This window comes from Paenibacillus nuruki (assembly GCF_001721045.1).
Taxonomy (GTDB): domain Bacteria; phylum Bacillota; class Bacilli; order Paenibacillales; family Paenibacillaceae; genus Saccharibacillus; species Saccharibacillus nuruki.
In genome coordinates, this window is sequence record NZ_MDER01000064.1 from 32,053 (window position 1) to 45,166 (window position 13,114).

The following is a 13,114-nucleotide window of genomic DNA, read 5'->3' on the forward strand; positions in this document are numbered from 1 at the left end:
ATTTACTCTTTATTATCTTGCGTAAACTGCTCTAGACTTTGAAACGCTTCTTCAGGTGCTTGACCTGCTAAGATCGCTTGGATCGTTGTATTGTATTCGTCTCCGATCTTCGCGCCTAGTCCTACATCGTAGAAAATAAACATACCTTTCATATCTGACATTTCTTTTTGCAGTTCTTGAGCAACCGCAGGCACTTTATCTTTGTTGAGCTTAACGTTGACCGCTGGAATATCACCATTTTCTTCAGCTAACTTTGTCTGAATATCATTGCTTGTCCATGCTTTGATATATTCTAATGCTTGATCTTTATTCTCTGTATTGGCACGAATGACTAGATTGTAACTCGGTTGCCCTAGCCATGTATCTAGATCGCCTTTACCACCTTCAAAAGTAGGGAATTTGGCTACGCCTACTTTTCCTTTGACTTTAGAGTCAGCGGCTTCTACTGAACCTACTGCCCAGCTTCCCATTACAAACATAGCCGCTTCACCATTTTTGAACATATTGGTAATGGCTGTATTATCCAGCCCTAAGAATCCCGAAGGGAACGCACCCATATCTCGTAATTCATTCATCACATTTCCTGTCTGAATATAAGAAGGGTCCATCCAAGATCCTGTGCCATCCATCAATTTGTTAAATGGCTCGTCTCCACCAATTCGATTCGCTACCATTTCGCTAAATAGAGCACTTGTCCATGATTCTTTCGCTCCAAAAGCAAATGGAGTTACGCCATTATCTTTAAGTACTTTAATTACATTTTTGAGTTCTTCATAAGTAGTCGGTGGTGTTAGATTATATTTAGCAAAAATTTCTTTGTTATAAAAAAGCGGTACAGTCGCAAATGCAGTCGGGATCGCATACACTTTATCGTCAAAAGTCAGTAGATTAAACGCTCCAGAAGTAAAGCTTTTTTTCCACTCAGGATCTGCATTTAAAATCTCTGTCAAATCCATAATTCTACCAGAGTCAGCGTATGTTTTTAATTTACCGGCGGCATGACTTACAAATACATCTGGCCCTGCATTCGCAGCAAGTTCTGCATTCAATTTGGGATAATAACGATCTGTTCCCGGAATATGTTGTACTTTCATCGTCGTTGTGGCATCTTTGCGTGCATTGTAATCTTTAGCTAGTTGTTCCGACATCTTATACACAAAACTATCTGCATTCTGCCAATCATAGATCACCATTTCACCTTTAGCACCTGCCGAACCTGATCCTGTGGCTGATTCAGAGCTGTTGCCGCAACCTGCGAGTACACTACTCAATAAGAGAACACCTGTCAGCACACCTATACTTTTTTTCCAATACCCCTTTGCCATGACTCATTTCATCCTCTCATGCTTTCGGTATAGAATACGCTTTCATCATATAAGGTGTTTGGAATATCGACCATGTGGTATTTCTGACATTTAACTTGAAAATTCCGACCTCTTTTCCAATAAGTGTATATTAGGAATATGCAATATAACGGTTGTTCCTTGGTCTTCTAGACTTTCAATTTGTAGTCCATAATCTTCTCCATAATGCAGTTGGATTCGCTGATGCACATTGAGCAGCCCTATACCTGACAAGCTCGAATCTGAAGGATGATCTAGATAATGGCGTAATGTTTCCAGATGAGCAGTATTCATTCCCAGTCCATCATCGTGGATCGATAGGATTAAAGTATCTTCACTTTGATGTGCATGAATACAGATCATTCCATTTTCCATTTGCATTTCTAATCCGTGAACGATTGCATTCTCAATGATTGGTTGCAAAATAAATCTCGGCACAATCAATGATAAGACTGCCGGATCGATATCGTATTGCATATCGAACTTATCTACATACCTCACTTTCTGAATATAAATGTATTTTTTGACACTCTCTAATTCTTCACTCAGTGTAATAAATTCTTTCCCTTTGATCCCTTCACGCATCAGATCACCTAACGCTTTGGACAACTTGCCTACTTCCGGGACGCCTTCGATCCGTGCCATCCAATTCATCGTTTCTAGCGTATTGAATAAAAAATGAGGATTGATCTGGAACATTAGAAATTTCAGTTGTGATTGTTGCCGTAGACGTTCTTCTTCATACACTTGATTGATCAAATAATGGATACGTGCAATCATTCGATTGAAATTTAGACTGAGAATACCAATCTCATCTCGCGAAGGATAATTAAAGCTAATCGACCAATTATCACGTTCCGTATTTTTCATAATAGACGATAACTGACGAATCGGTCTGGAAATACTGACAGATAAGGAATAGCCTAATATCAACGTGATAAGCGCAACAATGATAAACAAAATTAACATCCATTGCTGCAACACAATCGATTGTTCTGAATAACGTGCAGTCGGAATAATACTAACGATTTTCCAATCGGTATTCTGAATACGTTGATACGATACAATCTGCTGTTTATCATCAATATGATCTGCAAAATCACCTGTATCTCCACTGGTAATAATCTTCTGTAGATATGCTTCAGTAGGTGTATGATGAATACTTGCTTTATTTCCACTGGAAATAATCTGTCCATGACTGTCAATAATAAATAGCTCACCTTGTTCATTAAGCTTGATCTGACTGTACACTTTGTACAAAGCTTCCTCATGATAAGTCAACAAAAAATAGCCTATCTTTTGCAGGCTATCCACGTCATAAATAGTACTTACTGCGGCTACGACCGATTGCTGTCCTGACGGATTGAACCAGGTTAGATCGCCACGGTTGCGCTGTAATACTTGCCAATTCTGATCTCGCAAATCTAACTTTCTTGGATAGGTACTGGTCTGAAAAGAAGTACCATCCAGTGCATATAGACTTACACCTTCAACATCTTCTCGATCACTTATTAACCCGTACAGAATATTACGTATACGCTTATCGGCTGAGACATGTTGAAGTGGCGACCATTGCTGTCGATTAACAGCTTTGAGCGATTCACGAATCTCTTGATTGGTAAAAATCGCATAATACAGACGTTCAATATCATGCATATGCAATTCAATATTTTTACTGACTTCACTTAACATATCCATTGTATAAATATTCGTCTGCTCTTGAATCAGTGAACTCGATTTCTGATACGTCCAGACACTAATGACAGCTAATGGAATCAGATTAAGTACGATAAAGGCGATAAATAATTTATTGCGAATATTGAGATCACGAGCCGCTTGAATCAGTCGATGTAACCACACTTCAAGCATGGGATTGATCTCCTTTTTTACGAAATTCATTCGGAGTTAGTCCATATCTTTTTTTGAATACTTGTCCAAAATAACGAGCATCTCGAATCCCTACCTGCTCTGCTATTTTGTAAATTTCAAGATGAGGATTGGCAAGCAATTGAACAGCCTTTTGCATCCGAATTCTTGTAAGCGTATTCAAGAAATTGTCGCCTGTTTCTTTTTTGAATAATCGGCTAAGATAATCGGCATTAAAGTGATTTTTGTCTGCAATATGTTCTATCGTAATATCTTTCATATACTGCTTTTCCATGGTTTGAAGCATTTGCTGAATAACAGGATGTATCGACGGTGATTCTTGATGAGCAGTATGTTTACCTTGTAAAGTCAGTGCATATTCTTCGAGTTGATCCCGTAATTCTTCTTCAGTATGCTGGCGTTGACGTTCTTCTAGAATCGTTGCTTTGGCTTTGAGACAAGCCGCTATAATTTCATCTGGATCTGTCGGTTTCAAAACAAACCCTAATGCTCCTAATTGAATCGCTTTGAGTGCGTAATCCAACTGATGATAAGCTGTAATAAAGATGACTTTAGGTGCACACAGTTGCTGATTAAGACTATCCATTAGCGCTAATCCATCCAGACCGGGCATCCGAATATCTGTAAGCAATAAATCTGGCTTTTGCGAAAGACTGAGTTGTCTGGCTTCGATTCCATTAGCAGCTATGCCGACCAATTGAAATCCATGATCGTGCCAGTTGAGCATTTCCAATCCCCGGCGAGTCATGATTTCATCGTCTGCGATCATTAGTGTAATCATGCTTTCTCCTCCTTAACTGTTTTGATCAAACAATGAAAAGGGACACTTGTGGCTTCACTCCACAAAGGCGAACGTTCGATATGATCGTTATAACTCCATACAAATTTGAAATGATGTCCATAATCCCAATCCATACTGGCTAGATTCTGTTGCCAAAATCGTATATCTGTATATTCAAAAGGCGCAGGAGTGGCATACTGAAGAGGTAAACGATCGACAGGAGAATACAACCCAACTGCTTCTACTGTACTTCCATCCCAATTCCGACTGTACCGTAGAATTTTGACCATTTTCCATAAAGGATGTAATCCACGTTGAAATAATTCGGGTTGCCCCAGATCGTGTAATATATTCAGTGCATGAGCAAAAGTTAACGTATGCCCGATCAGATCATGATGTGCTTCTGCTAGATAGATCCGCTCTGTTGCTGCTAACTCCTGCAAAATAAAAGCAGATAATTCCGTAGGAGATGTTATAGCTGGAAAATGATCTTCTGTAGTGATTTCTAACTTTTTGACTTCCGATACTTTATATCCGATCCATGAACGTCCCGGAATCGTGCCATCAAAAGCAGTAATCAATTGCCGAATACGTTTGATATCTGCTCGACATTCCCATACGTTCTGTTCACGCATAGCGAGCAATGATACAGCGGCATAGATAACATTGTGACCTACCCAATGCAGTTGATCGATATTAGCTTGTAATGCTTCTAAAATGAACATGGACGCATCTGCATATGAAATAAGTCCGTCTGGAGCAGAAAAAGTAGATTTCAATTCCTGTTCTGGATTGTGTGAAGATAGCGACGTAGTGGAATCATGTATCGCCGCCTTTTCTTTGACCGATTGATCTTCACTTAAATACGTAGTAGATGTTAATTCATATTGAGTGATCATCTGCTCCGCTTGGTTCAATAACGCGGTTGCTACTTCCTCTGTGATCGTAGGCGATTGGGCTAAGAAGTAAGCGGCAATACTAGCTGTTCCATAATGAGCATCCCAGATATCTCCTGACTGTTGCTGACAATCAGCGATTATTTTTAATCCACTTGTCAAAAAAGATGAGCGTAACATTAATATCCTTCCTTTCTGAATCTCATGTAATGTTGACGAATCTATTTTTTTCGTTAATGATAAAAGAAGTGAGTTGTTAGCTTGGCTGACAATCCGATACTTAATCTACATACACAGAGGAGCGCTTATCATGAAATATCGTAATCTGGGTCAAACCGGTCTAAAAGTGAGCGAAATTAGTCTTGGAAGCTGGTTAACTTATGGTACGGCGGCAGAACAACAAGCAGCCGATGATTGTATACGTACTGCGTTTGATTTAGGGATTAACTTTTTCGATACCGCAAACGCTTACAACCGTGGTGAAGGGGAAAAAGCGATTGGATCTGCGCTTCGTTCGTATGAACGTTCAAGCTATGTACTAAGCACGAAAGTCTTTTTCCCGATGGGTGAAGGTCCCAATGATCGTGGATTATCACGTAAACATATTATGGAACAATGCGAAGCCAGCCTCAAGCGTCTGGGTACAGATTATATTGATATTTATTTCTGCCATCGCTTTGATCAAGAGACTCCTACTGAAGAAACATTGCGTGCACTAGATGATCTTACATCACAAGGTAAAATTTTGTATAGTGCAGTGAGTGAATGGACAGCAGCTCAGATCAGTGATGCGGCTCATATAGCAGATCGTCTGCGCTTACGTCCACTTGCAGCCAATCAACCGATCTATAATTTATTTGAACGTTATATCGAACATGAAGTTCTTCCTGTTTCTCAGCAACATGGATTAGGACAAGTCGTCTTCTCCCCGCTTGCTCAAGGTATTCTGACAGGTAAATACAAGCCGGGTCAAGCTCCCGCAGCAGGCACACGAGCAGCAGACGATTCGGTAAACCATGTGATTAACAGTTACCTACGAGACGATGTATTAGAAGTTGTAGGTCAGTTGGATCAATTAGCGCAAGGGCTGAACATCAAATTATCTCAATTGGCTTTAGCTTGGGTTCTTCGTCAACCGGGTGTGAGTTCAGCTATTATCGGAGCATCCAAACCCCATCAGATTCAAGAAAATGTAGAAGCGGTAAATATTACTTTGAGCGAAGATATATTATCACAAATCGATCAGATCATGGAAAATGTTCATGACTTCTCACCGATGCGTTAATATGATGAATGAGTCTGTGAGTACATCTGAATATTAGAAATTGCTCTGGTCCATCATTGGTAGGAGGATAAGAAGATGAATGATATTCAGATGGGACAGACACATATTGTATTGCTTCAAGGAGATATTACTGTGCAACACGTTGATGCAATTGTAAACGCGGCTAACTCTAGTCTGTTAGGAGGTGGCGGAGTTGATGGTGCTATTCATCGTGCAGGTGGTTCTGCAATTCTTGAAGAATGTCAACAGATTCGTAATCGTCAAGGAGGATGTCCTACAGGTGAAGCGGTCATTACAACAGCTGGACGCTTACCAGCCAAGCATGTGATCCATACGGTAGGCCCTGTCTGGAATGGTGGTTCTAATCATGAGCAACAATTACTGGCTCAATGCTATAGCCATTCTCTTCAACTAGCAGATGAACATCAACTGACTTCGATTGCTTTTCCCAATATCAGTACAGGAATTTACCATTTTCCCAAAAAAGAAGCAGCTACGATCGCTTTGAATACGGTAAAAGAGTATATCGAGCAACATCCTGCAACTTCCTTAAAGCAGATTATGTTTGTATGTTATGATGCCGATAATTTATCATTGTATCAACAACAACTGCAAGCGATGAATGTCTAGCACGCTATTCTTTTAGCAAAATAAAAACACCCTGCTCTTTACATCACAGTTATTCTCTGTGAGAAAAAGGCAGGGTGTTTTTATTTACAGATATGATTAACGTTCGTCATTCCAGAAATTCACAGGATGATTTTGTTTGTTCAATACTTTAAACGTATATCCATCTTTTTTGAGTGTTTCTAACACCAATGGTAATACTTTCAGTGTCGCTGGCTGATCATGCATTAGTACGACTGGAGCGGTACCACGTTTCTCAACAGAGTTAACTTGACTCATAATATTTTTGTAGACACGTTGATGATCTTTTTTGTATTTCCAATCCAGTGAATCGACGTTCCAATCCCATAAATGGAATCCACCTTGATTCAACATCACATCACGATACCCTTGCTTCATATAAGGTTTACTGCCGTAAGGTGTACGTACAAGACTGGTACGAACGCCTGCCACTTGGAATAGACTTTCGTTAGCATCACGCATTTCTTTGTAAGCGCTGAATGGTGAACTATAGAATTTTTTAACCACATGCGTTACACCGTGTAATCCAAGTCCATTGCCTTCTTTAACAATTCGTTTCGTTGCTGTCTGATATTGTTCCATATGCGGTCCTAACATAAAGAAGGTTGCTTTCGCATCATATTTACCCAAGATATCCAACAGTTGCATAGTATGTGCTGTTGGCCCATCATCGAATGTTAAATAAATAACTTTTTCTGCTTTTTCTGAACGTGTGGTAGTTGCACTTTTTGTAGCTGTTTTACTTGCACTAGCAACTGCTGTTTGTGTAGCCCATTGAGGAATTAACAATCCAATTAAAATCGTAACCAGTATCCATTTTTGATAGCGTAACATAATAATCTTCTCTCTCCCTTGTCCTATGTAATTTCGACATCTCTCGTCATTATTATATCTAATGTGCAGAGTCCATTTCATCCTTCAATAGCTACTTTCATATCACATTTTTGTTACGATTGAGAAAAACAAAAAACAATTTCGTAAATTAATTGTTATGATCATGCACAAAAAGGCTACATTTTGACGTGTAGCCCTTCTGTTCTATCCTATATATCGTACTTGATATTCAATCTGTATGTCACCAATCTATAATATGATTATTTGCGTCTCATACTTCGTATATGATGTTTGGTCTCTGGGTCGATCCGGTAAGATTCTATGATTTTCTGCAATGCTTTGTTGTACGTAAATCGATCCAATTGATTATGTTGCAAATAGTGCATCGTTGGTTCAGGTAAATGAATATAACAAATCGAAATTGCCCATGCGACAGCCATTTTCACATAATATCCTTCATGTTGAACACGATCCAAATGACGCAGCACATCTTGAATATAATATTCGTCTACATAATAAGTAAGTAACATTACAACTGCAAATCTCACCTCATATTCGTGCTCTGAAGAAAGATAAGGCAAAATAAATTCCCATACTGGCTGTTGATGGGTTGAAGTGAATTTCAATCCACCGCAGAAGCGATCACAAACAGACCAATTATCAATTTTCGGTACAAAATCAGTCATATATTGAAATCGTTCTTCAATATCCATCTGTGCATACCCGATAACCATCCCTTGTAACATCACTTCTTCAAAATATTCATGATCCGCTTGTTGTAAATATATACGCCAATCGTCTTTAACGATCTGCTTGGCCATAATACGAAGTGCAGGTATGCGCACCCCTAATATATTGGTGATCGTAGGCAACAAGCTAGCTGAGAATTGCTGATAATCTGAATCGACTTTCGCTAAAATCTGCTCTCGGATCATAGAACCTCCTTACGTTTTTCCAAATCCAATAATGTTGTCTTCATATTCAATCCACCACGATAGCCTGTTAACGCTCCACTTTTGCCAATCACTCGGTGACAAGGAATTGTAATTAAGAACGGATTAGCACCAATCGCTGCTCCCACCGCACGAACGGCCGCAGGTCTCCCGATATGTTGTGCAATATCCGAATATGACCATGTTGCTCCATAAGGAATCTGTAACAACGCTTGCCAGACCTGTATTTGAAAAGAAGTGCCTTGAAAGTCATGTCTGATCGTAAACTGTTGTCGTTCTCCACTTAAATATTGAATCATTTCTTCAATATAAGGTTGTAATTGATGCTCATCATGTATGATCGTGTTCCCTGGTCGTCTGGCGTGAAGCCACACTTCCATTTCGTCATAAGGTTGACCTTGTGAGCCGATATAACAAAGTCCCTCTGGTGTTGCTGCAAGATAGAATTTCCATTGATCATGTTCGATATATGCCCAGTAGATGATAGGCTTGGTGGCTGTATTATGATTGTTCACTGCTAATCCCCTCCTTAATGCTATCTTTCTGTTGATGTATCATTTGGTGTTGTTTACGATATTGCGCAGGTGTAATGCCCATTTTCTTTTTGAATAAAGTAACAAAATAAGACGTATTCGGTATGCCTATATTCAGTCCTATAGCCGTAATACTGTGATGAGACTCTTTTAATTCTTGGCAAGCTTGATGGATACGATGCTGCTGAATATAATCGACAGGCGTGATATGCATGATTTTTTTGAATGTGCGGTGTAAATGATAAGGACTTCCATGACATATTTCAGCTAACTGATGTAGTGTTAACGGTTCTGTATAATGATGATCTATATATTCAGTCATTACTGATACCCACTCGCTATCTGGCAATCGCTCTCCTGTTGGTTTGCACCGTTTGCAAGGACGATATTTGGCTGTTATCGCTTGCTGAGCATCTGCAAAAATCGTTACATTTTGGGGCTTGGGTTCTTTGGATTTGCAAGAAGGACGACAAAATATACCTGTTGTACGTACCGCATAAAAAAACTGCCCATCATAAGAAGCATCATTATTAATAATCGCTTGCCACTGCTCGATAGAAATCTGAGATTCATGATTGAACTGCGTTTGGATATCCGTCATCGGGTTCACCTCTACCTGTAGTATATCTTTTTCAATCTCCCTTTGTACGCTGTTTTGAATGTAAAAGCAAGATTACAACATTTTCAAACAAGCTTGAATCTCAAATTAGACAGCAAAAAAGCATCCCGATCATAATGACCGAAATGCTTTTTCAAGATAGCTTCTTATTTATCTAATGTTAATTCCAATTGAACACCGATATCATTTTGTGTGCTTAATACAACAGAGTGAGGATTTTTCATACCGAAATCTTCAAATGTGACAGTCGTTGTACCGGATAGTAGAATTTGTCCGCCTTTGTATACTGCTTTACCTGCAACAGTTACATCTTTAGCAATACCTTTAACCGTCAATGTGCCTTTCATGGTGAAATCATTTGTTGCGCCTTCTGTCCATGTTGTTGGCAAGCCTTCAAAAGAAGTTGCTTTGAATGTAGCTTGTGGGAACTTAGCAACATCGAAGAAATCGGCTTCTTTCACATGCTCATCACGTTGCGCTGTTCCTGAATCAATCGCGCTCATATCAATTTGTCCTTCAGCTACCATTTTGGTAGGATCATCTACATTGATATTCCAGTTACCTGTTACTTTGTTATCTACAAAGTTAACGGTCTCTTGTGAAGTGGTAACGGAGAAGTACACTTTAGAAGCATCGGTATTGATTTTCCAATCGCCATTCAGTTGTTCGCCTGTTGCACTTGCACCTGATGCGGTTGCACTGGATTCAGTAGACGTTGCTGCTGGTATGACTTGCTCGATTGCTACTTTGTTTCCCATATAACTCTTCATAAATTGATATCCACCAATAGCTACAACCACAATAACGATAGCTGCAATAATGATGATATTTCTTGTTTTTTTATTCATCGATTTAATCTCCTTTTGTAAACTGTTCTTGTACCCCTATCATAAACGGCGAATGTGTCGAGAAGATGTCCAAATCGATGCGGAAGGTTAAAATAATAAAATATTATAAAATGGCTTGATCATTGAAGATCGGTATGTACAATAAGTAGACAACGCATTATGCTCTCATTAAACGATAGTGCAAGCTAAACGTAGATATTATGTAGATATAAGGAGCCTTTGAAATATGAACTTAATACTGATTGTAGAAGATGAAGAAGGTATTGCACGAGTACTTTCGGCTTATTTGAAAAAAGCAGGCTTCGAAACATTACGTGCAACGGATGGTCATCAAGCGTTAGAACTATTCAATTCTTCTGCTCCTGCATTGGTTATCCTTGATATTATGTTACCCGGCATGGATGGCTGGGATTTACTCAAAATTATTCGTAGTAAAAGTGCTTGTCCGGTTATTATGCTGACTGCACGCGATGATATTCAAGATCGACTCACTGGACTGGACGGTGGAGCCGATGATTATATGACCAAGCCTTTTATGCCTGAAGAAGTGGTCGCACGGGTCAATGCAGTACTACGTCGTCGTCCACACTGGAACGATGGAGGCAGTAAACGGAACTTTGGTAATCTAGTAATTGATATGGCTGCCAAACGTGTCTATCTAAATGGTGCTGAGGTGGCACTTAGTCCACGAGATCTATCATTATTACTCTTTTTATCAGAACATCCAAATCGTACATTTACCCGTGATCACTTGATAGAGCAAGTCTGGGGAATGGATTACGATGGAAGTGATCGAGCGGTCGATCTATCGGTCAAAAGATTGCGCCAGTCACTCTCTCACTGGTCATCACAGACGGGAGAACTTCGAACATTGCGCGGAATGGGGTATCAATTTTGGCTAAGCGAGTAAAAAAATCAAAACAAACTTCGATCTTATCGTATTGGACGATTCGTTATTTTCTAATACTGTGTGTTGGATTCTTAATTATTGCAGCTGCGGCGGTCTATTGGGTACGCGATACAGCCATGGATAACCGTTTGAAAACAGCGGGTTTACTCGGACAGGAAGTTGCTGATCGAGTCACTTCGGATAATGGGACTATCGTTATTCCTCAGAGGCTGGATGGTATTATTCAAAATCGACTAAAGTTTTTTAATTTAGATGAATATATGTGTATTATGATCGCTAATGAAAAAGGGCAATTCTTATTCTCTATGCCTAATCTTCCGCAAGATAAATTAAGTAAAAAGTTAACTCCTGATCTTGCCGAACCGACAGATAAACGGTATATGGCGGTAAACACACCTATTTTCAATGAACAAGGAGTTAAGATTGGACAAGTGACTCTTCTTCAATCCAAAAAGTCGTTAACGTATAGCCCAAATGAAATTATATTAGTAGTGGTTCTGTTAAGTACGCTTATTATCTCAGGGTGGCTTACCATCTACTGGCTGTCGCGCAAACTATCCAGACCGATTCAATTAGTAGCCGATGCCGCCAAGCAAATTCGTGCAGGTAACTACGATGTTAACTTGGATATTGATACACGGGAACAAGAAATCACGGAACTTGTGCAATCTTTTGAAGAAATGGCTCAACGGTTGAAGCAATTGGAAGAATGGCGTGCTTTATCGTTAGCTGGAGTTACCCATGAACTGAAAACACCGGTTACATCAATTAAAGGTCTGGTCATGGCGGTACGTGAAGAAGTCGTTACCCAAGATGAAGCCAAAGAATTTCTTGATATTGCACTGAAAGAATCAGATCGTATGGAACGTATGATTGCGGATCTGCTGGATTACAATGCTTTTACTTCCGGTAGTGTAGAGATCCAAAGTGATCGCTTGCATTTACAGTTGTTGATCTCAGAGATTGCCTACCAGTGGAAAATAACACATGAAGCGTATCCTGTAGATATGATTCTTGATCTACCTGAAGAACCACTATACACGATGGGCGATTCGCTACGTATTCAACAAATCTTTGTCAATTTATTAAATAATGGATTACAAGCTGTTGATAAAAGTATACCGATTCAATTTCGGATTCGGATGTATGCAGAACAACAATATGTTCATGTTGAAGTAACAGATAACGGAACAGGCGTAGCACTTGAAGATCAATCTCATATTTTCGAACGCTTTTATCGTGGAGATTGTAAAAAGCGTAGTGTACGTGGATTAGGACTCGGATTAACGTATAGTCAATTGCTTGCTCGTGCTCAAGGTGGCGAATTGCGATTGCGTCAAAGTTCTTCTGCGGGTAGTACGTTTGCTTTACAGTTGCCTCGATAATCACATGCTGATTCTGTTCGATAAATCTGCTAAATCAATATATGACTCCAAAGGTGAATCTTTAGATTCGCCTTTTTGGATTGCTATAAAACTTAAATGATATGGATACAACTACAGAATAGGATATATTCACTTAACTTATTAAGTAAGTTTACCTTTTTAGAGAGTTGGTTAATTTATTATATGATCCTA

The 13,114-nt window shown here is 39.4% G+C and carries 13 protein-coding genes; 4 read left to right on the top strand and 9 right to left on the bottom strand.

Going from position 1 to position 13,114, the window contains the following annotated elements:
* Positions 1-2: 2 nt before the first annotated feature.
* The 4 genes from PTI45_RS16695 to PTI45_RS16710 form a co-directional block, all read right to left on the bottom strand.
* On the bottom strand, positions 3-1,325 hold the full coding sequence (locus PTI45_RS16695) for an ABC transporter substrate-binding protein (protein WP_069328743.1): 1,323 nt from the start codon (positions 1,323-1,325) through the stop codon (positions 3-5).
* Between the two features lie 90 nt (positions 1,326-1,415).
* Entirely contained in the window at positions 1,416-3,212 is a 1,797-nt protein-coding gene (locus PTI45_RS16700; RefSeq protein ID WP_069328744.1) for a sensor histidine kinase, read from the bottom strand.
* Positions 3,205-4,011 carry a response regulator transcription factor gene (locus PTI45_RS16705; RefSeq protein ID WP_069328745.1) on the bottom strand — a complete coding sequence of 269 codons (807 nt, stop codon included), beginning with the start codon at positions 4,009-4,011 and terminating at the stop codon, positions 3,205-3,207. The genes PTI45_RS16700 and PTI45_RS16705 overlap by 8 nt, the downstream gene beginning before the upstream one ends.
* Positions 4,008-5,087 carry a hypothetical protein gene (locus tag PTI45_RS16710; RefSeq protein WP_069328746.1) on the bottom strand — a complete coding sequence of 360 codons (1,080 nt, stop codon included), beginning with the start codon at positions 5,085-5,087 and terminating at the stop codon, positions 4,008-4,010. The genes PTI45_RS16705 and PTI45_RS16710 overlap by 4 nt, the downstream gene beginning before the upstream one ends.
* A 130-nt stretch (positions 5,088-5,217) precedes the next feature.
* Here PTI45_RS16710 and PTI45_RS16715 point away from each other — a divergent pair, with 130 nt between their 5' ends.
* Both PTI45_RS16715 and PTI45_RS16720 read left to right on the top strand, forming a co-directional pair.
* Entirely contained in the window at positions 5,218-6,192 is a 975-nt protein-coding gene (locus tag PTI45_RS16715; protein WP_069328747.1) for an aldo/keto reductase family protein, read from the top strand.
* A gap of 75 nt (positions 6,193-6,267) precedes the next feature.
* Positions 6,268-6,822 carry an O-acetyl-ADP-ribose deacetylase gene (locus PTI45_RS16720; RefSeq protein ID WP_069328748.1) on the top strand — a complete coding sequence of 185 codons (555 nt, stop codon included), beginning with the start codon at positions 6,268-6,270 and terminating at the stop codon, positions 6,820-6,822.
* A gap of 96 nt (positions 6,823-6,918) precedes the next feature.
* Here the strand turns inward: PTI45_RS16720 and PTI45_RS16725 are convergent, their stop codons facing one another.
* From PTI45_RS16725 to PTI45_RS16745, 5 genes are all read right to left on the bottom strand, one after another.
* A complete protein-coding gene (locus PTI45_RS16725; RefSeq protein WP_069328749.1) occupies positions 6,919-7,674 on the bottom strand; it encodes a polysaccharide deacetylase family protein in 756 nt (251 codons plus the stop codon).
* Between the two features lie 260 nt (positions 7,675-7,934).
* The gene (locus PTI45_RS16730) at positions 7,935-8,609 is read right to left on the bottom strand and encodes a DNA alkylation repair protein (protein ID WP_069328750.1); all 675 of its coding nucleotides are present in this window, start codon (positions 8,607-8,609) and stop codon (positions 7,935-7,937) included.
* Positions 8,606-9,142: a methylated-DNA--[protein]-cysteine S-methyltransferase gene (locus PTI45_RS16735; protein WP_069328751.1), complete on the bottom strand. Its 537-nt coding sequence runs from the start codon at positions 9,140-9,142 to the stop codon at positions 8,606-8,608. The genes PTI45_RS16730 and PTI45_RS16735 overlap by 4 nt, the downstream gene beginning before the upstream one ends.
* On the bottom strand, positions 9,129-9,761 hold the full coding sequence (locus PTI45_RS16740; RefSeq protein WP_069328752.1) for a bifunctional transcriptional activator/DNA repair enzyme AdaA: 633 nt from the start codon (positions 9,759-9,761) through the stop codon (positions 9,129-9,131). The genes PTI45_RS16735 and PTI45_RS16740 overlap by 14 nt, the downstream gene beginning before the upstream one ends.
* Positions 9,762-9,925: 164 nt before the next feature.
* Positions 9,926-10,627, bottom strand: a complete 702-nt coding sequence (locus PTI45_RS16745; RefSeq protein ID WP_069328753.1) for a YceI family protein — start codon at positions 10,625-10,627, stop codon at positions 9,926-9,928.
* 226 nt (positions 10,628-10,853) lie between these two features.
* Between PTI45_RS16745 and PTI45_RS16750 the strand changes: the two genes are divergently transcribed.
* Positions 10,854-11,537 (top strand): response regulator transcription factor, encoded by a 684-nt coding sequence (locus PTI45_RS16750; RefSeq protein WP_069328790.1) that lies wholly within the window; start codon positions 10,854-10,856, stop codon positions 11,535-11,537.
* Complete coding sequence (locus PTI45_RS16755; protein ID WP_069328754.1) at positions 11,522-12,922, top strand: HAMP domain-containing sensor histidine kinase; 1,401 nt, start codon at positions 11,522-11,524, stop codon at positions 12,920-12,922. The genes PTI45_RS16750 and PTI45_RS16755 overlap by 16 nt, the downstream gene beginning before the upstream one ends.
* Positions 12,923-13,114: the final 192 nt, after the last annotated feature.